General features: G+C 58.2%; 29 protein-coding genes and 4 tRNA genes. 28 read left to right on the plus strand and 5 right to left on the minus strand.

The window, feature by feature from the left end; all coding sequences use genetic code 11:
- Positions 1 to 6: 6 nt before the first annotated feature.
- The 7 genes from LZ012_RS11235 to nagZ are packed head-to-tail and all read left to right on the plus strand — an operon-like array spanning position 7 to position 4,780.
- Complete coding sequence (locus tag LZ012_RS11235) at positions 7 to 360, plus strand: DUF4845 domain-containing protein (RefSeq protein ID WP_275710810.1); 354 nt, start codon at positions 7 to 9, stop codon at positions 358 to 360.
- Between the two features lie 3 nt (positions 361 to 363).
- Complete coding sequence (rnc, locus tag LZ012_RS11240; protein ID WP_275710812.1) at positions 364 to 1,032, plus strand: ribonuclease III; 669 nt, start codon at positions 364 to 366, stop codon at positions 1,030 to 1,032.
- Positions 1,029 to 1,913, plus strand: a complete 885-nt coding sequence (gene era, locus LZ012_RS11245; protein ID WP_275710814.1) for a GTPase Era — start codon at positions 1,029 to 1,031, stop codon at positions 1,911 to 1,913. Before rnc ends, era begins: the two co-directional genes overlap by 4 nt.
- Positions 1,910 to 2,638: a DNA repair protein RecO gene (gene recO, locus LZ012_RS11250; protein ID WP_275710816.1), complete on the plus strand. Its 729-nt coding sequence runs from the start codon at positions 1,910 to 1,912 to the stop codon at positions 2,636 to 2,638. Before era ends, recO begins: the two co-directional genes overlap by 4 nt.
- Positions 2,635 to 3,390: a pyridoxine 5'-phosphate synthase gene (locus LZ012_RS11255; protein WP_275710818.1), complete on the plus strand. Its 756-nt coding sequence runs from the start codon at positions 2,635 to 2,637 to the stop codon at positions 3,388 to 3,390. The genes recO and LZ012_RS11255 overlap by 4 nt, the downstream gene beginning before the upstream one ends.
- The gene (acpS, locus tag LZ012_RS11260) at positions 3,387 to 3,764 is read left to right on the plus strand and encodes a holo-ACP synthase (protein WP_275710820.1); all 378 of its coding nucleotides are present in this window, start codon (positions 3,387 to 3,389) and stop codon (positions 3,762 to 3,764) included. The genes LZ012_RS11255 and acpS overlap by 4 nt, the downstream gene beginning before the upstream one ends.
- Positions 3,761 to 4,780 (plus strand): beta-N-acetylhexosaminidase, encoded by a 1,020-nt coding sequence (gene nagZ, locus LZ012_RS11265; RefSeq protein ID WP_275710822.1) that lies wholly within the window; start codon positions 3,761 to 3,763, stop codon positions 4,778 to 4,780. Before acpS ends, nagZ begins: the two co-directional genes overlap by 4 nt.
- 53 nt (positions 4,781 to 4,833) lie before the next feature.
- On the opposite strand, the gene efp is transcribed toward nagZ, so the two are convergent.
- Both efp and earP read right to left on the minus strand, forming a co-directional pair.
- Complete coding sequence (gene efp / locus LZ012_RS11270) at positions 4,834 to 5,391, minus strand: elongation factor P (protein ID WP_275710826.1); 558 nt, start codon at positions 5,389 to 5,391, stop codon at positions 4,834 to 4,836.
- A 38-nt stretch (positions 5,392 to 5,429) separates the two neighbouring features.
- The gene (gene earP, locus LZ012_RS11275; protein ID WP_275710828.1) at positions 5,430 to 6,524 is read right to left on the minus strand and encodes an elongation factor P maturation arginine rhamnosyltransferase EarP; all 1,095 of its coding nucleotides are present in this window, start codon (positions 6,522 to 6,524) and stop codon (positions 5,430 to 5,432) included.
- A 15-nt stretch (positions 6,525 to 6,539) separates the two neighbouring features.
- Here earP and LZ012_RS11280 point away from each other — a divergent pair, with 15 nt between their 5' ends.
- From LZ012_RS11280 to LZ012_RS11310, 7 genes are all read left to right on the plus strand, one after another.
- Entirely contained in the window at positions 6,540 to 7,187 is a 648-nt protein-coding gene (locus LZ012_RS11280) for a uracil-DNA glycosylase (protein ID WP_275710831.1), read from the plus strand.
- A gap of 6 nt (positions 7,188 to 7,193) precedes the next feature.
- Positions 7,194 to 9,005 (plus strand): excinuclease ABC subunit UvrC, encoded by a 1,812-nt coding sequence (uvrC, locus tag LZ012_RS11285; RefSeq protein ID WP_275710833.1) that lies wholly within the window; start codon positions 7,194 to 7,196, stop codon positions 9,003 to 9,005.
- Between the two features lie 3 nt (positions 9,006 to 9,008).
- Positions 9,009 to 9,587: a CDP-diacylglycerol--glycerol-3-phosphate 3-phosphatidyltransferase gene (gene pgsA / locus LZ012_RS11290; protein ID WP_275710836.1), complete on the plus strand. Its 579-nt coding sequence runs from the start codon at positions 9,009 to 9,011 to the stop codon at positions 9,585 to 9,587.
- A gap of 53 nt (positions 9,588 to 9,640) precedes the next feature.
- Positions 9,641 to 9,716: transfer RNA gene (locus LZ012_RS11295), tRNA-Gly, on the plus strand.
- A gap of 64 nt (positions 9,717 to 9,780) precedes the next feature.
- Positions 9,781 to 9,854 (plus strand) — tRNA-Cys (locus LZ012_RS11300).
- An 8-nt stretch (positions 9,855 to 9,862) separates the two neighbouring features.
- Positions 9,863 to 9,938: transfer RNA gene (locus tag LZ012_RS11305), tRNA-Gly, on the plus strand.
- A 73-nt stretch (positions 9,939 to 10,011) separates the two neighbouring features.
- Positions 10,012 to 10,097 (plus strand) — tRNA-Leu (locus LZ012_RS11310).
- 213 nt (positions 10,098 to 10,310) lie between these two features.
- Here the strand turns inward: LZ012_RS11310 and LZ012_RS11315 are convergent.
- Positions 10,311 to 10,472 carry a hypothetical protein gene (locus LZ012_RS11315; RefSeq protein ID WP_275710838.1) on the minus strand — a complete coding sequence of 54 codons (162 nt, stop codon included), beginning with the start codon at positions 10,470 to 10,472 and terminating at the stop codon, positions 10,311 to 10,313.
- Positions 10,473 to 10,842: 370 nt separating this feature from the next.
- On the opposite strand from LZ012_RS11315, the gene LZ012_RS11320 reads away from it, so the two are divergent.
- A complete protein-coding gene (locus tag LZ012_RS11320) occupies positions 10,843 to 11,301 on the plus strand; it encodes a DUF1178 family protein (protein WP_275710840.1) in 459 nt (152 codons plus the stop codon).
- A gap of 28 nt (positions 11,302 to 11,329) precedes the next feature.
- On the opposite strand, the gene LZ012_RS11325 is transcribed toward LZ012_RS11320, so the two are convergent.
- Positions 11,330 to 11,713: a DUF3693 domain-containing protein gene (locus LZ012_RS11325; RefSeq protein WP_275710842.1), complete on the minus strand. Its 384-nt coding sequence runs from the start codon at positions 11,711 to 11,713 to the stop codon at positions 11,330 to 11,332.
- A 130-nt stretch (positions 11,714 to 11,843) separates the two neighbouring features.
- On the opposite strand from LZ012_RS11325, the gene LZ012_RS11330 reads away from it, so the two are divergent.
- The 13 genes from LZ012_RS11330 to LZ012_RS11390 all read left to right on the plus strand — a co-directional run bounded on the left by LZ012_RS11330 (position 11,844) and on the right by LZ012_RS11390 (position 18,650).
- The gene (locus tag LZ012_RS11330) at positions 11,844 to 12,152 is read left to right on the plus strand and encodes a single-stranded DNA-binding protein (RefSeq protein WP_275710844.1); all 309 of its coding nucleotides are present in this window, start codon (positions 11,844 to 11,846) and stop codon (positions 12,150 to 12,152) included.
- Positions 12,152 to 12,379 (plus strand): hypothetical protein, encoded by a 228-nt coding sequence (locus tag LZ012_RS11335; protein WP_275710846.1) that lies wholly within the window; start codon positions 12,152 to 12,154, stop codon positions 12,377 to 12,379. Before LZ012_RS11330 ends, LZ012_RS11335 begins: the two co-directional genes overlap by 1 nt.
- A gap of 127 nt (positions 12,380 to 12,506) precedes the next feature.
- The gene (locus tag LZ012_RS11340) at positions 12,507 to 13,580 is read left to right on the plus strand and encodes a phage/plasmid replication protein, II/X family (protein ID WP_275710848.1); all 1,074 of its coding nucleotides are present in this window, start codon (positions 12,507 to 12,509) and stop codon (positions 13,578 to 13,580) included.
- A complete protein-coding gene (locus LZ012_RS11345; protein ID WP_275710850.1) occupies positions 13,580 to 13,801 on the plus strand; it encodes a hypothetical protein in 222 nt (73 codons plus the stop codon). Before LZ012_RS11340 ends, LZ012_RS11345 begins: the two co-directional genes overlap by 1 nt.
- Positions 13,798 to 13,941, plus strand: a complete 144-nt coding sequence (locus tag LZ012_RS11350) for a hypothetical protein (RefSeq protein WP_275710852.1) — start codon at positions 13,798 to 13,800, stop codon at positions 13,939 to 13,941. The genes LZ012_RS11345 and LZ012_RS11350 overlap by 4 nt, the downstream gene beginning before the upstream one ends.
- A complete protein-coding gene (locus tag LZ012_RS11355) occupies positions 13,938 to 14,426 on the plus strand; it encodes a hypothetical protein (protein ID WP_275710854.1) in 489 nt (162 codons plus the stop codon). The genes LZ012_RS11350 and LZ012_RS11355 overlap by 4 nt, the downstream gene beginning before the upstream one ends.
- 67 nt (positions 14,427 to 14,493) lie before the next feature.
- Positions 14,494 to 14,727 carry a major capsid protein gene (locus LZ012_RS11360; protein ID WP_275710856.1) on the plus strand — a complete coding sequence of 78 codons (234 nt, stop codon included), beginning with the start codon at positions 14,494 to 14,496 and terminating at the stop codon, positions 14,725 to 14,727.
- A 2-nt stretch (positions 14,728 to 14,729) separates the two neighbouring features.
- Entirely contained in the window at positions 14,730 to 14,879 is a 150-nt protein-coding gene (locus LZ012_RS11365) for a hypothetical protein (RefSeq protein WP_275710858.1), read from the plus strand.
- Positions 14,880 to 14,987: 108 nt separating this feature from the next.
- Positions 14,988 to 16,271: a hypothetical protein gene (locus LZ012_RS11370; RefSeq protein WP_275710860.1), complete on the plus strand. Its 1,284-nt coding sequence runs from the start codon at positions 14,988 to 14,990 to the stop codon at positions 16,269 to 16,271.
- Positions 16,271 to 16,591 (plus strand): DUF2523 family protein, encoded by a 321-nt coding sequence (locus LZ012_RS11375; RefSeq protein WP_275710862.1) that lies wholly within the window; start codon positions 16,271 to 16,273, stop codon positions 16,589 to 16,591. Before LZ012_RS11370 ends, LZ012_RS11375 begins: the two co-directional genes overlap by 1 nt.
- The gene (locus LZ012_RS11380; protein ID WP_275710864.1) at positions 16,592 to 17,800 is read left to right on the plus strand and encodes a zonular occludens toxin domain-containing protein; all 1,209 of its coding nucleotides are present in this window, start codon (positions 16,592 to 16,594) and stop codon (positions 17,798 to 17,800) included.
- A gap of 188 nt (positions 17,801 to 17,988) precedes the next feature.
- Entirely contained in the window at positions 17,989 to 18,366 is a 378-nt protein-coding gene (locus LZ012_RS11385; RefSeq protein WP_275710866.1) for a hypothetical protein, read from the plus strand.
- A 32-nt stretch (positions 18,367 to 18,398) separates the two neighbouring features.
- The gene (locus tag LZ012_RS11390) at positions 18,399 to 18,650 is read left to right on the plus strand and encodes a hypothetical protein (RefSeq protein ID WP_275710869.1); all 252 of its coding nucleotides are present in this window, start codon (positions 18,399 to 18,401) and stop codon (positions 18,648 to 18,650) included.
- Positions 18,651 to 18,759: 109 nt separating this feature from the next.
- Here LZ012_RS11390 and LZ012_RS11395 read toward each other — a convergent pair whose 3' ends face one another.
- Positions 18,760 to 19,767, minus strand: coding sequence for a LysR family transcriptional regulator (locus LZ012_RS11395; RefSeq protein WP_275710871.1), 1,008 nt, complete (start codon positions 19,765 to 19,767; stop codon positions 18,760 to 18,762).
- Positions 19,768 to 19,795: the final 28 nt, after the last annotated feature.

Consider the following 19,795-nt stretch of genomic DNA (forward strand, 5'->3'; position numbering starts at 1 on the left):
AGAAAGATGAAGAAACAACGTGGTGTTGCCCTCTCAGGCTTGTTGTTCTGGAGCATTGTTCTTGTCTTGGGCGCAGTCCTCGGCATGAAGGTGCTGCCGACCTTCATCGAATACAACAAGATATTGAAGGATGCAAAAGCAACGGTTTCCAAGATGGGCCCCGATTCCACTGTTGCCGATGTGCGCCGCACCTTCGACAGGTTTGCTGAAATCGACATGTTGGACTTCCCATCAACGCAGCTGGATGTCACAAAGGATGGTGGTCGGATTGTCATCGAATTCGCCTATGAGAAGCGTATCCCCCTGTTCTGGAACGTCAGCCTGTTGATCGACTACAAGGGTTCGACCGCTGGGTCATAAGGAATGACTGCGCAGTCTGTTGCCAGAAAACTCGGTCACGTCTTTTCCGATGAAGTGCTGCTGGTCACGGCGCTGACCCATCGCAGCTACGGCATACCCAATAACGAGCGGTTGGAATTCCTGGGCGATGGCATTCTGGATTTTGTGATTGCCGCATCGCTGTATCAGCGCTTTCCGAATCTGCCCGAGGGCGATTTGTCGCGTCTTCGGGCGAACATGGTTCGCCAGGAGTCCCTGCATCGGCTGGCGCAGGAACTGAACATCGGCAATGTGTTGCGCCTCGGCGAAGGGGAGCTCAAGAGTGGCGGGGCGCAAAGGCCTTCGATTCTGGCAGACGCTCTGGAGGCCTTGTTCGGGGCGATCTATCTCGATGCCGGTTTTGCCGTTGCGCAACAGATCATCGAAAAGCTCTACGCTCCCTTGCTCGACGAGCTAAAGCCAGGCCAGTTCCAGAAGGATGCCAAGACCCGGTTGCAGGAGTGGTTGCAGGGGCGGAAGAAACCGCTACCGCGCTACCAGTTGCTGGAAACGACCGGTGCGGCACACTTGCAGCGTTTCGAGGTGGCTTGCGAGATCGACAACCCCGCCTTACGTACCATAGGACATGGCTCCAGCCGGCGTATTGCCGAGCAGGTAGCAGCCGAACAGGCTTTGAAAGAACTCCAGGCATGAAAAAAATTCGCTCCGGCTATATCGCCATCGTCGGCCGTCCCAACGTCGGGAAGTCGACCCTGCTCAATCGCCTGGTCGGCGAGAAGATCAGCATCGTCTCGCGCAAGGCGCAAACAACGCGACACCGTATCACCGGCATCCTCACCAACGACGATGCGCAGTTCGTCTTTGTCGATACGCCAGGATTCCAGACCAAGTTTTCCAATGCCCTGAACCGAGCCATGAATCGGGGCGTGACGCAGACGTTGAACGACGTCGATGTCGTGTTGTTCGTGGTCGAAGCCGGGCGCTACGATGCCAAGGACAAATCCGTCGTCCGCCTCCTGCCCAAGGACAGGCCGGTGGTCCTCGTGGTCAACAAGACCGATCAGTTGAAAGACCGTAACGCCTTGCTGCCCTTCCTGGCCACCGTGTCGGCTGATTTCGACTATGCGGCTGTCGTCCCCGTCAGTGCGGCCAAGGGCAAGCAGACCGACGACTTGCTGGCCGAAGCGAGAAAGCACCTGCCCAACGAAGGCCTGATGTTCCCGGAAGACGATCTGACCGACAAGAGCGAACGTTTCCTGGCATCGGAATACATTCGCGAAAAGGTGTTTCGCCTGCTCGGTGATGAACTGCCGTATGCGACGGCTGTAGAAATCGAGCGCTTCGAGGTCGAAGGTGCCTTGCGCCGCATTTATGCGGCGATTGTCGTCGATCGCGAAGGCCACAAGGCTATCGTCATCGGCAAGGGTGGGGAATCGCTCAAGCGCATCGCCAGCGAGGCGCGGCAGGATATGGAACGGCTTTTCGATGGCAAGGTTTACCTTGAAATCTGGGTCAAGGTGAAATCTGGCTGGAACGACGACGAGCGTCTGTTGAAGAGCCTCGGCTACGAATGAACCTGCGCAGCAAGGTCGACGGCCAGCCGGCCTACGTTCTGCACACCTATCCCTTTCGGGAAACCAGTCTGATTGTCGAAGTTTTTTCCCGAGATTTCGGGAGGATGGCCTTGCTCGCCCGCGGTGCCCGTCGGCCTCGTTCCGCCATCCGCGGCCTGCTCATGGCCTTCCAGCCGCTCGAAATAGGCTGGGCGGGCAAGGGCGAGGTGCTGACCCTGATGAAGGCCGAATGGCAGGGCGGACAACCGCTCCTGGCGGGCGAGGCGCTGTTCTGCGGCTATTACCTGAACGAATTGCTGATGCACCTGCTGCCGCGTGAAGACGCCCACGAGCGGCTTTTCGAGCGCTATACGGAAATGCTGGCGCGTCTGGCAGCCGATCCGCAGGGCAGGGTTCGCGAGGCGGATCTGCGCCGGTTCGAGAAGGCACTCCTGCAGGAACTTGGCTACGGCCTGACCCTGAACCACGATAGTGACGGTGCTCCCATCGTTGCGGATGCCCATTACACTTATCGCATGGAGCAGGGACCGGTTCGACTGGAGCATGATGCGGGGGCCTCGCAGGTGGTCAGTGGCAAAACCTTGCTCGATCTCGAAGCCGAGGATTTTTCCGATCAACGCTCACGTCAGGAAGCGAAAGCATTGATGCGGACCTTGATGGCCTATTACCTGGCCGGCAAGGAACTGGAAACACGCAAGATATTCAAGGAGTTGCAAGAGCTATGATCGAACTGGGCGTCAATATCGACCACATCGCCACCATTCGCCAGGCCCGCCGGACTTATGAGCCGGACCCGGTCTGGGGTGCTGTCGAGGCACACCTCGGCGGCGCTGACGGGATCACCGTGCATTTGCGCGAAGACCGCAGGCACATCCAGGATGCTGATGTCCGCCGGCTGCGCGAAGCGACGCAGATCAAGCTGAATCTGGAAATGGCGGCAACCTATGAAATGGTCGATATCGCCTGCGCCCTCAAACCCGAAATGGCCATGCTCGTTCCCGAAGGGCGCCATGAGGTCACAACCGAAGGCGGTCTCGATATCCTGGCGCAGGAAAGTCGTCTCAAGGACGCCATTTCCCGACTCGCCGACGCCGGCATCACGACCAGCGTATTCATCGACGCCGAGCCGGCGCAGATCGAAGCGGCAGCCCGTATTGGAGCCCGTGTCTGCGAGGTTCATACCGGCCCTTATGCCCACGCCTTCCATGACCGCGGGCGCGATGCGGAAGCGGCGGCCGTGCTCGCCGAATTGGACAAGATTCGCCAGGCCGGCGAGGCGATTCGCCATTTGGGCATGCGCTTCAACGCCGGGCACGCCTTGAATTACTACAACGTCCAGCCGGTGGCCAAGCTGGCCGGCATCCGCGAGCTGCATATCGGCCATGCGATTGTCAGCCGTGCCGTGTTCGTCGGCTTGCGCGAAGCGGTGCGGGAAATGAAAGCCTTGATGCGCGAAGCGGCACAGGACGGCGAATGATCTACGGCATCGGCACCGATATAGTCGCCGTCGCCCGCCTGCGTGGCATGTGGGAACGGCACGGTGACAAGGTGCTGGAAAAACTTCTCGCGCCGCAGGAGATGCCGGAATTTGCCAAAGCGGCGGACAAGGGGCGTTTTCTGGCCAAGCGCTTCGCCGCTAAAGAGGCGTTCAGCAAGGCCCTGGGCACGGGGGTACGCCCGCCGGCAACCCTGCCGGCCATTGGCGTTACCCATGACGACTTGGGGAAACCGGTGCTGGATTTCGCTCCCAAGCTGAGCGCGCTGCTTCAGGAAAAGAATCTGAAAGCCCATCTCTCGATTAGCGACGAAGCCGACTATGCCGTCGCCTATGTCATTCTGGAGCAAGCATGAAGCACCTTTCCCTCGGGCCGCTGATGATCGACATCGCCGGTACTGAACTGACTGATCTTGATTGCGAACGTCTGCGCCATCCGCTGGTGGGCGGGATCATCCTGTTCTCCCGCAACTATGCCGATCCGCAGCAGCTGTCCGCACTGACCGCTGCAATACATGCCTTGCGCTCGCCGTCCTTGTTGATCGCGGTCGATCATGAAGGGGGCAGGGTGCAACGCTTCCGCGACGGCTTTACCCGCCTGCCGCCGATGGCGCAGTTGGGTAAGCTATGGGATCGCGATCCGGCCGGTGCCTGTGCGGCTGCCCGGCAAGTCGGCTACGTGCTGGCAGCGGAACTGCGGGCGCGGGGTGTCGATTACTCATTCACGCCGGTTCTCGACCTCGATTACGGCCCATCGCGCGTCATCGGCGACCGCGCTTTTCACCGCCAGCCCGAAGCCGTGATCCAGTTGGCCGAAGCGCTTGGCCAGGGCTTGCGGCAAGCCGGCATGGGCAGTTGCGGCAAGCATTTTCCCGGGCATGGCTACGTCATTCCGGACTCGCATGTCGAACTGCCGGTCGATGATCGGGCTTTCGACGCCATGCAGGAAGACATCGAGCCCTATCGCCGCTTGCCCCTCGACGGGGTCATGGCGGCACATGTGATTTACAACTGTATGGATTGCAATACGGCTGTATTTTCAAACAAATGGATCGATTATTTGAGAAACGACATCAAGTTTGACGGCGTCGTTTTTACCGATGATCTGTCGATGGCTGGCGCCGGCATCGTCGGCGACATGCTGGCGAGGGTCGAAACGGCTTATGCCGCAGGCTGCGACATGCTGCTCGTCTGCAATGCGCCGGATGTCGTGGGGAATGTGCTAGCCAACTGGAAACGCGAAATCGATCTGCGCCGTGGCCAGCGCGTTGAATCCTTGATACCTGTTGAACCGGCACAATCCTGGGAGCAATTGCAGGGTGATCCGGTTTATCGGGCGGCGCTGCAGACCATTGCCGAATTGATGGCCTGAAATGCAATCGGGCAGCCGAAGCTGCCCGATTAGCGCAAGACGGGAACGGCGTATTACTTGACGCGGTTCTTGTATTCGTCGGTGCGGGTGTCGATTTCGATCTTGTCGCCAATGCTGACGAAGGCCGGAACCGGCAGTTCGAAACCGGTAGCCAGCTTGGCCGGCTTCATGACCTTGCCCGAGGTGTCGCCCTTGACGGCGGGTTCGGTGTAAACGACTTCACGCACGACGCTGTTCGGCAGTTCGACGGAAATGGCCTTGCCGTTGTAGAAAACGACTTCGCAAGCCAGGCCGTCTTCCAGGTACTTCAGTGCGTCGGTCATGTTTTCGGCTTCTACTTCGAACTGCTCGTAGTCGGCGTCCATGAAGACATACATCGGATCGGCGAAGTAGGAGTAGGTTACTTCCTTCTTGTCGAGGATGACCACTTCGAACTTGTCGTCGGCCTTGTAAACCGCTTCGGAAGCGGCACCGGACAACAGGTTCTTGAGCTTCATCTTGACCACGGCGGCATTGCGGCCGGACTTGTTGTACTCGCTCTTCTGGACGACGAGCGGGTCGGCACCAACCATGATGACGTTGCCGGAGCGGAGTTCCATTGCGGTTTTCATACGGGATTCTCTACGATCGGAAAAAGATAAACGTTAAATTATACCTTGGCGGCGCAGAAGTTGACGAGGGCCGTTGCCAGATCGTCTTGTGACCCCAGATCCTCGCACCACGCATGATTGGCCTCGGCGATGGCCTGGCGGTGGTCGACGAAATGCTGGAATGCCTGGGCAAGCTCCGGCTCGCCACCGTTCCAGGCGGTGAACATGTCGTTGACGGCCTGCGCCTGCTCGCCGCCCATCCCTGCACAATAGCGATCGAGAAATGCCGATAACTTGACCAGATGGGCGTCTTCATCCTGCTGATAGATTTGCCAAATGAAAGGCTTGGCCGCCCACTGCGCCCGGACAAAGGAATCCTCACCGCGGATGAAATTGATGTCGGATTGCCAGAGCAGGCGGTCGTAATCGTCCAGAGGCAGGAAGGGAATCGGCTCGATCCGCGCCTTGCCATGCTGCCAGGGTCCAGGGCCCGGCAAGTGCTGCATGACTGCGGCCAAGGGCTTGCCGGGCGGCACATGAACGACGGACGGCTGGGCCATGTTCGCCAATGCCGCAAGGAGATCACCCACCGGCGCCGTGTCGTAGCAGAACAGGCTGATCTCAAGGTGATCACGTGGCGGGGTTTGTTTCTGATAGCGTTCTCTGTCCGATAAGAGACCGGCTTCCCGCAACAATCCACCGGCCTTCGTGGTGAATCCGGGAAAAAAGAAATATTTTGTCAGCGGCAGGGTGGGGTGGGGCGAGGCCATGCCGTGGCAATCCTCGGCCCACGACTCGGCAGTCAGGTACTCGAGATTGATCCAGCAGGGCTTGCGGGTAGCCGCCGCCATCGTTCTTAAATAAGAGTTCGGCAATTCGCAGGCGAATGCCTCGATCACCACGTCAGCTGAACGTTCGGCAGCGATGTCTTGAGCCCAGTGCCTGATCTCGACGCCGTGTGCTGACTGCGCACCGAGTGATGGATCGATCGCCGGGCAGAGCGGACGCAGGCTGGCCAGGTCGTCTACCCATAACCGGACATGGCGTCCGTGTTCGGCCACTAATTGCCGGGCGAGACGCCAGCAAATCCCGATATCGCCGTAGTTGTCGATAACCCGGCAAAAGATGTCCCAATGGAGCTGCATGGCCGCCATGCTAACATCCCTGCCATGTCACGATTTGAAGACCCCATCGCCTGCACGGCCTGTCCGCGCCTGGCTGAACACCTTGCCGGCATTCGCCGGCGCGATCCGGAGTGGCACGCCCTGCCGGTTCCCGCCTTTGGTTCGCTCGATGCGCAATTGCTGGTTGTCGGGCTTGGCCCGGGAGAAAAAGGCGCCAATCGCACCGGACGCCCATTTACCGGCGACGTGGCCGGCGAGTTGCTCTATCCGGCACTCCATCGATTTGGATTCGCCAGCCGCCCGGAACCTCTGGGCGCCGATAGCTGGGCCAATCCAGCTATGTCTCTCAGTAATTGCCGTATCACCAACGCGGTGCGCTGCCTGCCGCCAGCCAACAAGCCGACGACAGCCGAGATTCGCCAATGCAATCACTATCTGGGTAAGGAACTGGCTGCCATGCCCAAATTAAAGGCTATCGTTGTGCTGGGCGCCGTCGCTCACCAAGCGCTATTGTGGTCTTATGGCTTGAAGGCCAAGGACTATCCGTTTGGCCACAATGTTCGCCACCAACTGCCTGACGGTCGCACGCTGGTCGCCAGCTACCATTGCAGCGGCTACAACTGGCGCACGGGCCGCCTGACCCGGGAAAGTTTCGAAGCGGTGTTTGCCGGGGTCAAGTCGCTGCTCGCCTGATCTGCCATGAGCTTCGATGCCAAGGCCTTTCTGGCCTCTCTGACCGAATTGCCGGGCGTGTATCGCATGCTCGGCGACGATGGCGCGGTCCTTTACGTCGGCAAGGCGAAAAACCTGAAAAAGCGGGTGTCGTCGTATTTCCGCGAAAACCTGGCTAGTCCGCGCATCGCGCACATGGTCAGCCAGATCGCACGCATCGAGACGACGCCGACGCGCACCGAAGCCGAAGCGTTGTTGCTCGAGAACAACCTGATCAAATCGCTCTCGCCGCGCTACAACATCCTGTTCCGGGACGACAAATCCTATCCTTACATCGTTCTGAGCAAAGGAAAGTATCCGCGCCTGGGCTTCTTTCGCGGCAATCCGGACCGCAAGGCCGACTACTTCGGCCCCTATCCGTCGTCCTGGGCGGTACGCGACAGCATCCAGTTGCTGCAGAAGATGTTTCGCCTGCGGACCTGTGAGGACAGCGTCTTCGCCAACCGTTCGCGACCCTGTCTGCTTTACCAGATCAAGCGCTGCAGCGCTCCGTGCGTCGGCCATATCGACCAGGAAGACTACGCGGCAGACGTTCAGGTAGCGGCCATGTTCCTGCTCGGCAAGCAGCAAGAGGTCACCCGTCGTCTGACCAAGGCCATGGAGGATGCATCCAGCCGCTTGCATTTCGAGCAGGCGGCAGTTTTCCGCGACCAGATCCAGTCTCTGCATCAAGTCCAGGAAAAGCAGTTCGTCTCCAGCAACAAGGGCGAGGACGTCGATATTCTCGTTGCAGTGAAGGAAGCGGGGCAGTTGTGCGTCAATCTGGCCATGATCCGCGGTGGGCGGCATTTGGGGGATCGCCCCTTCTTTCCCAGCAACGCCGGCGATTCGGATGCGGCGGACGCTTCAGCCGCCTTCATTCGCCAGCACTACGCCGCGCATCCGGTGCCGGCGCGCATTCTGGCTTACCCCTTGCCAGCGGAAGAGGAGCGGGGCGAGGGCGAATCCGTCCTGGCCGAACTGGCCGGCCGCCCGGTGTCTCTCCTCGAGTCGCGCACCCTCGCCCAGAAGGCCTGGGTCGAGATGGCTATCCAGAACGCAAGGCTGGCCATCCTGGCCCGGAACCAGGCCAGCGCGCAGCAGGAGGCGCGTCTCGCGGCGCTGCAGGAGGCGCTGCAACTGCCTGAGCCCATCTCGCGCATCGAGTGCTTCGATATCAGCCATACCATGGGCGAGGCCACCGTCGCGTCCTGTGTGGTTTACGAAGGCAATCGCATGAAGAAAAGCGATTACCGGCGCTTCAATATTCGCGACATCCAGGCCGGTGACGACTATGCTGCCATGCGCCAGGCGGTCAGCCGGCGCTACGACAGCATCGCGTCCGGAGAAGGAACGGCACCCGATCTGATCCTGATCGACGGTGGCAAGGGGCAGGTTGCTTCCGCATTTGCGGCGCTCGCCGACCTCGGCCTGACCCACCTGCCGATGATCGGTGTCGCGAAAGGCGAGGAGCGCAAACCCGGGCTGGAAACGCTGATTTTCCCGGACGATCGCGAGCCGCTACAATTGCCGCCGGCACACCCGGCCTTGCATCTGATCCAGGAGGTCCGTGACGAGGCGCACCGCTTCGCGATCACGGGTCACCGCGCTCAGCGCAGCAAGGCCAGAAAGACCTCCAAACTGGAAAGCCTGCCCGGCGTCGGGCCGGCGCGCCGAAAAGCCCTGGTCGCCCGGTTTGGCGGTTTGCCCGGCGTGCTCGCGGCGAGCATCGAACAACTGGCCGAAGTTCCCGGAATCAGCCGGGAGATGGCCGAGAACATCTATTCCGCATTACACTGAAGCATGCCTTTCAATCTGCCCATTCTGCTGACCTGGCTGCGCATCGTAGCGATTCCACTACTGATCGCGGTCTATTACCTGCCTGCCGCATGGGCGACGCCTTATGAGCGCGATCTGGCAGCGACTATCCTTTTTTGCGCTGCGGCACTGACCGACTGGGCCGATGGCTACCTGGCCCGCAAGCTGGACCAGACTTCCGCATTCGGGGCATTTCTCGACCCGGTGGCCGACAAGCTGATGGTTGCCGCTGCGCTCATCGTTCTGGTGCAGTTGGGGAGAACCGATGCCATCGTCGCCATGATCATCATCGGTCGCGAAATAACCATCTCGGCATTGCGCGAGTGGATGGCCAAGATCGGCGCGTCGAAAAGCGTTGCCGTTTCGATGCTGGGCAAGATCAAGACCACCGCCCAGATGCTGGCGCTTCCCATGCTTCTCTACTACGCACCGCTCGCCGGGTTCGACATGAAGGTGATCGGTAACTGGTTGATCTGGATAGCAGCTTTGCTGACCTTGTGGTCGATGGGCTATTACCTGCGGATGGCCTGGCCGGAAATTGCAAAAAGAAGTGCAGAAAAATAGAGGGGGATGTTGACAAATCCCTTGTGTGGCCTATAATGCGCGCTCTGTTTGACGCGGCAGTAGCTCAGTTGGTAGAGCGCAACCTTGCCAAGGTTGAGGTCGAGAGTTCGAGACTCTTCTGCCGCTCCAAGTTTCTTGGGAAAAGCGAAGCTTTTTCCTGCAGTAAGTAGTAACGCAAAGTTTGTTTGTAGGCGGCGCGGTAGCAAAGCGGTTATGCACCGGATTGCAAATCCGTGTAGGTCGGTTCGACTCCGGCCCGCGCCTCCAGAGAATATGCGGCAGTAGCTCAGTTGGTAGAGCGCAACCTTGCCAAGGTTGAGGTCGAGAGTTCGAGACTCTTCTGCCGCTCCAAATTCGAAAAGGGAAAGCGCCGGTCGCTTTCCCTTTTTCGTATCGGGGCGCCAATATTCTGATCGGCACACCGGCCCGGGTGGTGAAATTGGTAGACACAAGAGACTTAAAATCTCTCGGCCTCTGGCTGTACGGGTTCGACCCCCGTCCCGGGCACCATCCTGACGCTTAACGAGATCCCATCGTATCCAGACAGACCACCCAACGGCGGCTTTCCCTATTGGGTATTGGCGTTTTAAGGTGCCTCCGGCTTAAAACATAGACACCTGGAATCACAATCCAGTGCTCAAGCGAATAGGCGGATGGAAAAGGGGCGACCAAGCGACCCTCGCAAAGCACAACGTTCACCATCAACCTACACTGTTCTGCCTGTCACGCCCTGCGGTCGGTGCCATTTCGCGTGCTCTTTCGGCGGTCAGCTCCGTGGGACTCTCTCAAGCCACGGCCGCGCAGAATCAGAGCTGGGACCATGAACAGGATCAACAGAACGATGGCGGAAAGCAAAAGATAGTTACCGAAAATGGTTTCGAGCACCGTTTTCTCCTTTGCGTGATAGCCCGATATTGGACAGGTAGCGACGGTAACGGTTGCATTGCCTTTGGGGCCAAACTTTCCGGGGAGCGCTCTGTTGACCATGCTCCCGCAGCAATGGCATTTCGTTGCGTACAGAGGGCAGGGTGGTATGATCCGCACCCTGATAAATTTGGCGCCAGAGACGATCGAACTGAGAGGGATTGCAGCCACCGCCTGTTCGCCGGCGATTCATTGTTGTTATTCTCGGCCCGGCATTTTGCCAAAGATCGATTCGGGACCTGGATTTCGAGCGTGGCTCGGCATCGTCAGCTTCAACTGAACACACTAACGGCCCCGTATCCTGAGGATGCGGCCACAAACCAACACCCATATGATCATCTACGACCTTAGCTGCGATAACGATCACAAATTCGAAGGCTGGTTTCGCAGCGCCGACGACTTCGATCGCCAGCTTCAAACACGCCTGATTACTTGTCCTCAGTGCGATAGCCACGCTGTCCGCCGCATACCGTCCGCGGTAGCGATTTCGTCGCATGCCACAGGCCACGGCGCGGCCGCCAGCGCGGAATCAGCGGTGGGAAGCAGCACTGCAGTCATGCCGGTCGGTGCCCAGGCCATGGCGCTTTATCGCCAGCTTGTGCAATCCATCGTCGCCAATAGCGAGGACGTTGGCCAATCCTTTGCCGAAGAAGCCAGGAAGATCCACTACAACGAAGCTCCGGAAAGAGCCATACGAGGTCAGGCGACGGCCGATGAATGCGAGGCGCTCAGAGACGAAGGGATTCAAATCCTGAATCTGCCGGCGGCGAAGGAAGAGGATCTGAATTGATCCTCTTTTTTTATTCGCACCAACAAGTTTACATAATACAAAACGTCACTGGACCCAAATCCTTGCCCTGTGCGGCTTGAGAGGGCGGTGATGTCACTAGCATAGTGACAGTTACGCAAAGCGTAATCAGAAAAGAAGCGGCTAGACCGCCTAATCTTTTCATGTAGTTTTCCCAGACCGCACGGCGCTCGTCATCCTTTTCTGACTCGGCCTTTACTGTCGCAATGACAGTATCAAGCGGAATTCCCGTTATTTCGGAAATCTTCAGGCAAGCCCATTCATTCGGGGCTTCTTTCCCAGAGTAGTACGCACTGACGCGAGCCTTGTGTATGCCTAGGACTTTGGCTAGAGCGTAGTCGCTCTCTACGCCAGCGTCATGCTTTGTGCGGTCCAGCAATTCAACAATTTTCATAGTGGTTTCCTCGGTCGGTGGTTGCAGTCTAGTCCGATTTCCGGACTTGACAAGGTACGAAATTCGAACCTATCGTGCGCCCCGTGGTTCGATATTCGGACCACATAACCCAACCGCATGAGGTGTAACGATGTTGAAAGTCTCCGTAGAAACAGAAGTCATTGACCTGAAAACCGGTATCTCTGCCAAGACCGGCAAGCCCTACAACATCCGCGAGCAGGAAGCATGGATGTACGGCTATGGCCGTGACGGTCAGCCTCAGAAGCATCCCCAGAAGATCAAGCTCACCCTGGACGACGAGCAGGAGAAGGGCTACCCGGTAGGCCAGTACATCCTCGACCCGGCCAGCATCTATGTTGATCGCTTTGGCCAAGTCGCCATCCGTGCCCGCCTTCGTGTCCCGGCCGCTGCTGTTCCGGCCCAACCCAAGGCCGCGTAATGATTCCGTCCTTTCAGGATTTGAACTCAGAAGATCAGCGTCACACGTTGGCGTTTTTCTTCGCGTTCGACTCCATGTTTAAAGCCGAAAACGGTGGTGATACAGACGAGGCACATTTTTGGTGCCAAATCTGCGACACCATCAGCGGCAAGTACCCGAAAGTGCTGGAACACGCGCAAACGGTGTGTTCGGTGTTGCTTTCGCGGCTTGAGTCCAAGGCTGCTTGATCATGGCCCCCGTCCTCCTTTCCGCATCGGTTGTGACCGTGGAAACCGTCGAGGCTCCGGGGGCCGCTTTTCAGTCCGGGTCCGTATGTAACACCCGGACTTTGTGCAACGGGTTGCACTTTTGACCATGGCAATGCCCGTCCAACAAACCCCGTATCTGATCGACTGGCTCACGCTGCGCTGTCCTGTCGCTCATCTCGGCCCCCGTCTGGTCGAACGCATCCGGGAATGCTTCAACACCATCCACTGCGTTGATGGGGCCGGGGAGATTGTTTGGTCGAAGCAATCCCTCGATGTTGATGCTCTGCGTTCTGATACCCCCGGCCTCGTCTGGATGGTCCAAAGCGACGGCAAGCACGAATACCTCGCCATCGGTGGCTCACCGGCCAGCATCGAGCACGGGATCAACGTCTTCGGCACCTGCGACATCCGCCATGCCGCCTCCGTCCTCGTCCAGAAGGCGGCGAGGGCATTGAACGCCATCCTGCCCCGCCCGGACCTCTGGCAATGTCGCCGTATCGACATCACCGGCAATTTCGTCCTTCCGGACTTCGCAAGCTGCAAGCAAGCCCTGCGGCAGCTATGCCTCGCGGACGGTGGCCGTCGCAAGGCAACGAACGACAAACGGGGCGGGGATTCCGTCTATTGGAACCCGACCTCGGACCTTGCCAAAGGCAAGGCGTACCACAAGGGGCCGCATCTCGCCCACCTCGCCCGGAAAGGGCTGATCAACATTGGCGAAGACCTGATCGCCCTGGCTGATCGAATCATTCGCCTCGAACACACCCGCGGTGCTCGTTGGTTCCGTCGTCTCGCTGAAGCGGGGCGGCATTGGTATGACCTGACGCTGGCCGATCTGGAAGGCCTCTTTGTTGAATTTTTTGGACGTGTTGTCGATGGTGTGGAGGTGAAGGAAATGGAAAGACATGAACTCGTAGCGCGGATCGCGCAGTGCAGCGATATCACGCAGGGCAGGGCAGAAGCTGCCTTTGCAACCTACCGGAACATTCGGGCCGATGGTTTCGAGGTGACGCGCGACTACATGCCTAAACGGACGTGGTATCTGCACCTCAAATACCTCCGCGCCGCAGGCATCAGCGATGCTGATCTTCAACAAGGCAACGTCGTCCAGTTCCGCCCGGTTCGTATCGTCCTTGCCCAGCCCGTCATGTGCTGGGATGACGTTCGGAGGGCCGCTTGATGTCTGTTCCGCCGGCCTTTATGGATCAACTTAATTCGTCTCCGGTTTCAGACCAGTGCGTTTCTTTAGCCAATGACATTGCTCAGGCAATGCAACAGATTTTTGACCTGGGCGGCTGGAACGCGGTTTTGTGGCTTCTGGTGGGTTTCACGCTGGGTGGTGGTCCGGTTCGCTTTATCGATTGGTTTGTCGATTGGAATACGCGTCGGAGGGCAGCATGACTTGGCAACTCGTCGGTGGGTACGTCGCCACTTTCATCGCCGGTTCGCTCTGTGCCTACATCGTCTATCGCCTCGCGGTCGATGAGCAAAACCGTCAAAAAACCGAATCTGATCAGGAATGGCTGGAGCGTCAGTGGTGAGATTGCTGATCCTTGCTTTGTTCCTGTTGGCGGGAACTGCAAAAGCAGCCACGGTGACGCTTTCGGCAGGCTATACGGCCACGGTATCCGATTTCGGATGTCAGACCGTTGTAGCGGCATTCCTGAGCACCTACGCGGCGTCGTCTGGTGATTGCAGTTATCAGGCGGCGGGTCCGGGCACTGCAATCGTTTTCCGCAACGCATCCGGGACTGCCTTGGGTACGCCGACTGTGAGCACGGTGAGCGGCTGGGTGGTGCCTCCGACTAATGGTGCGCTGCAAACGCAAGTCAATACTCTATCGACCACGGTCTCGGGCATTAACACCCGCGTCACCTCGCTTGAATCGAACGTCTCCGGCCTCGAAACGAATTTCGGCTGGGACTCGGTGGCTTTTGATACGGCGGCCAATGGCGGCTTTCTGGTCTTCGTGACTGGGCTTGCAATCGGCCTTGTGATTTCAGTCGTCCGCAAGATGCGAATCTAGTTTTTACCCGGTCGGTGATGGGGGGCACCTCACCCGGCTTTAACCACTCTCTCGAAAGGAGAAAACCATGCGCAAGATGTACGAAACCCTGCTGAAAAAGAAGAAGCAAGCCAAGGCCGCTGCCGTTGCCGGTCTGTCCGCTATTGGCGCCCAAGCCCATGCGGCACTTTCCACGACCGAAGTCCAAACCGCTCTGACCGGTGCTCAAACCACGGGTGAATCGGTCGGCGGCATGGTCATTGCTGTCGTGGCCGGTCTGGTCGTTGTCGGTGTGATCATCGCCCTCGTCAAGAAGGTGTAATCGTGTGGGCGCCGGTTATCGCGGCGCTCTCGGCACTCACGACGGCGGCGGAAGCCGTTGCCGCTACGGTCATAGCCGTCGTCGTCGTGGTCGAAGGTCTGGATATGATTTTAGGCACGATCCGGAAAATCGGCGGTGGTTCCAAGCACTGAAAGGGCGGCTTCGGTCGCCTTTTCTCATGGGGGTTTTATGTTGTCGATTCTTGTTGCTGTCGGCGTTGTGGTGATCTTCGTGATCGGCATTCGTATTGGGTCGTTGTGATGGGCCGTATTCAACGAAACTTTATTCTTGCGGCGCTGGGTCTTTTGCTCACTGGCGTGTTCACCTGGGCACATGCGGGCAGCTACTGGAAGTATTGGTCGAACACTGCCGGTCGCTATTACAGCGGTACTGACCAGATGGCGGCTTGTTCGGCGTGGGCAGCATCGGACCCGTACGTCTCCTATGGGACGTCTTACCCCAAGACGGCTCAGGGGGTTTCGGGTGGCTACTGCATTTGGAAATCGTCAAATTTTTCCGCCAATCAGTATTACTCCGGTGAAGTCGTAACCTGTACTGATCCGAATGTGCCGAATGAGAACGGTGTTTGTGGCCCGCCGCCTAGCCGTTGCGCTGGCAAAGACCAGTTGCCGCCTACGTTTGCGTGGGTTTCGTTCAACAAGGGCAATAGCCCGTATGGCAGTCGTTGTAACGCGGGCTGCTTGGTCTATCAGACAGGGCCTGTCAGCCATCCGACGATGAATCCTAACGGCGATGCATACGTGGGTGGCACCCATGACCGGCACGAGTTGATGAAAACCCAATACACCGCTACGGAATGCACCGTAGGGCAAGATGGGGCTGTGGCGCCTGAACCGACGGTCGAGCCGAACAAGGCACCGCCGCCAACGCCGAAGAAGCCTAACTGTGATGCGTCCGAAGGTGTGCTGACGACATCGAAAGGCACGGTGGCCTGTGTGCCTGAAGGCACGGTTGAGGCGCGCAAACCAACTGTGCAGAGGGCCGAGAGTAAAGCCACTGCGCCGAATGGCGATGTCACGGTCACTAACAAGACGACGACGACCGACCCGGCGACGGGGGCCAAGGAAACTGTAACCAGCACGACCACCACCACGTTTGGCGGTGGATCGACAACGAAGACCGAATCGACCACCTCTGGGGGCAATGGTCAAAATGGGCTATCGGATGGCGATAACTCCGGTAGTGAGCCGGGCCAGTGCGCCAAGGAACCGAATAGCCCGATGTGTAAGCAGGGCACGGTCAAGGATAAAGGGAAGTTCGACAACGGGCAGGACACCAAGCTCAACGAGGCCAAACAGGCTTTGACTGACAAGTTCAATCAGATCAAAACCGATTTGACTTCGGCGCTCTCGTCTTCGGCTGGTGTCAGTTCCGGTTCGCTTCCCTGTCCTCCGCCTGTGACCGTTCTGGGCAAGCAGATCAGCATCTGCGTCAATAACTACGCGGACAAGCTGTCGCCTATTGGCGCAATCGTCGTTTTCGCTGCTGCCATCATCGCAATCCTTCTCGTGGTGACCGTCTAATGTTCGAATTTCTTCAGTCGATATCGGACTTCTTCCAGACCGGTATCTATACCTTCTTTCAGGATGCTGCGACCTATCTGATTACGACGCTCCTGATCTGGTGGATCAAGGCGAAGATCATGGGCCTTGAGTTCGCGTGGGGCGTCGCTCAGGGCATCCTGCAGGGCTTCCAAGTCTCGCAGAAGATCAGTGCCGCATTCTCGATGCTGCCGGCCGAAGTGCTGGGCACGGTCAATTTCTTCCGCTTCCCGGAAGCCGTCAATCTGATCCTCGCGGGGGGTGCGACGCGCTGGGTCATCAAATTCATTCCGGGGCTGTAAATGCCGATCAAAATTCATCACGGCCCACCGGGCAGCTTCAAGACCGCTGGGGCTATGGCCGACGATTTCATTCGGGAAGCCAAAGAAGGGCGCATTATTGTTACGAACGTGCGCGGCGTCACACGCGATCGTGTACTCGATGTCTTTCCCGATCTCCCCAAAACCTTTGATGTCATCTTTGTCGACGACAAGACGGAGGAGGGGAGGCGACTTTGGGCAACGTGGTTCCATTGGGTTCCCAAGGGAGCCTTTATTTTTGTGGATGAAGTTCAAGACATCTGGCCCAAGCGCTGGCGTGAGTCTGACATTCGAGCTTTGGATTATCCGGGAGGCTTGGAACAGGCAACGATTGATGATCGTCCTTACTGCTGGGAGCAGGCATGGGACAAGCATCGTCACTGGAATTGGGACATCGTGGCGACCTGTCCGGCCTATTCCAAGGTCCGCGACGATATCAAGAGCGTTGCCGATGCGGCCTACAAGCACAAGGACCTCGCCCTGATCGGCTGGACCGGCCGTTACATCGAAGCCATGCACCTGGCTGACGATACCGGCAAGAATCAGAACGACTTCCTTAACGTCCAGAAAAAGAAAGTACCTTCCCATGTCTTCCAGCTCTACGACAGCACCGCAACCGGCCAGCACCGCGTCAACGCCAACGGCTTTAATCTATTCAAGAACCCGCGGGTACTTATCCTTATGGTGGTGCTCGCTGCTGCTCTATATTTTGGCTTTGGGCGAGGCGGGGTGGTTATGTTTTCGGGTGCTGCTAAAAATACTCCGGCACCCGGTGCTAGCGTGGCCGCGCCGAATAATCAAACGGCTTCTGCTTCTGTTGGCCAGCCTGTATCTGCTGTCGATCTTGCTAAAGACGTTCGGCTAGAACCGTTGGTCACGGATGAATCCTTCATCGTGGCCAGCTACAAGATCGGGCCGAAGTGGAAATACGCCGTTTCCTTCAAGGGCGCGCACTTGACCCATAACGACCTGCTCGACATGGGCTATACCATCCAGCCGCTAGGCTCGTGCGCCTTGGAAATCAGCCGTGAAGGCTTCCGGCGTCGCCTGACCTGCGGCCAAGTTGAGAGGCAGCAGGTAGCGATGGGCGAGCGCGAAGCGAGCCAGAGCGCCCCTGCTGCACCCCGTTCCAATCTCGCAGTGAATGGCGAACCGCCTTTCATCGCTGCGCAGCCGAAGAACCCTGCCTAGCAGGGCATCAAGGCGAAGGCGGCGCCGCCGTAGCCATCCCGTAGGGATGCTGTGCCCGTCGCGGGTACAACCGGGGTGCCTGATCCACCTGGACAGGCTTAAACCCCGACCCCCTTCCTTTAGACCATTGCTGCGGTGAAACGGGCAGGGCGCTAGAATTGCATCCTTCATATGTTGAGGTGATAACGATGCGCTCTTCCGCCTTGCTCCTTCTGCTTTCCATGACTGCGTCGGCTTCCATGGCCGATGCCTATCGGTGTATTGAAGGCGGTAAAGTCACTATCTCGAATGTTCCCTGTGTGGCCTCCAAAGTGGTCCGCTCGGACAATCCGTCTCCAGAAGCCATATCAGACGTGATGCGAGAAAATGCCCGTCAGGAAGCCTATTTGGCGCAGCGAGAAAAACAGCATCGTGACGATCAGGCGGCGATGCAACGCCATGCTGCTGAAGTTGCCCGCATGTATCCGCAAACGCCGGAACCGGTCAAACCGTCGTCACCGGGCATCAGCTTTGGCGGATGTGGTCTTGGTGGCTCGTGCCCGACAACGAGTACTAGATCACGGTAAGGGCGTTTCCGGGGCGATAGAATCCTCGCCCCATGGTCAAGCACCCACCGTATTCTGCCGAACTCCGCAATCTCTACTGGATGCTGCGCTACTATCGAGGCCGATCTAGTGCAGCGAGAAGGCGCTATTACCGCTACATCGAGGCAGAAAAAAACCGGCTTTTTTTAGCCGGTTTCGATAAAAAAGAAATCGTGTTGTTATGCCGCTATTTGGCGAACCCAAGGAACATTCACGCTGAAAGTGCATTTTTGGCGTATGCGTCGCAGTACCGCCTTGAGTTGTGATGCGAGTCCATAACTTAACATAATACAAATTATGCGTGTTACTTGCGTATCTCAAAAAGGCTATTTCCGATTTTTAGTGTGCATTCAGATAGCAACAGACTGAGGCCAGCTATGCTGAATGTTCCAGTTCATTCTGAAAGGCAATTTCGTTGCGCAGCGTGTTGTAGCCGGTATTTCCGTTATAGCTGCACTCTCCGTTGCCATTGTCGATGCCGCCCAGCAAGGGACAGGCACCGAACAGTTCGGCGACCCAATCGACGAAAGCGCGCACCTTGGGCGACAGGTGGCGATTCTGCATGTAGGCCACGGAAATCGGCATTGGTGACGGTGCCAGTTCCGGCAGGACTTCAACGAGCTGTCCTGATTCGAGCAGCGGCAGCACCGTGAAACGGGCCGGCTGGATCATGCCGAACCCCTGCTGGGCACAGGCGATGTAGGCGTCCATGTCGTTGACTGAAACCCGGCCCCGCATCGCGAGCGGAATTGACTGACCATCAACGATGAAATCCCAGTCGAAATTGCGGCCGGTGCGGTGCGAGAAATAATGTACGGCGACATGCTGCTGCAGGTCGTCGATGCTGTGCGGCACGCCGTAGCGTTCAAGATAGTCCGGCGAAGCGCAGGTAATCATCTTGATGGCGCCGATCCGTCGGGCAACCAGCGTCGAGTCCTGCAAATCGCCGACGCGGATGACGCAATCGACGGCTTCGCGCACCAGGTCGACCATGCGGTCGCCCATGCCGATGACCAGCTCGACTTCGGGATAACGCGCATGGAACTCACACAGGCGCGGAATCAGGACCAGGCGCCCGATCGGCGACGGAACGTCGATGCGCAGCCGCCCCTTGGGGCCCTTGGCCACGTCGCGAAACGATGACTCCGTTTCCTCGACTTCCCCGAGAATGCGGGCGCAATGCTCGTAGTACGACGCCCCATCCGGCGTCAGGCTGATGCGCCGCGTCGTCCGGTTGAGCAGGCGTACCTGCAGCAGCGCTTCGAGGTTCTGGATGATGGTCGTCACGGTGGCCCGCGGCAGGCCGAGCATGTCGGCAGCACGGGTAAAGCTGTTGGCATCCACAACCCGGGTGAATACCTGCATTGCCTGAAAACGATCCATCGTGCGATCTCCTGATGCCTAAGATTGT

Source organism: Dechloromonas hankyongensis (assembly GCF_022012295.1).
In the GTDB taxonomy this organism is placed as follows: Bacteria; Pseudomonadota; Gammaproteobacteria; order Burkholderiales; family Rhodocyclaceae; genus Azonexus; species Azonexus hankyongensis.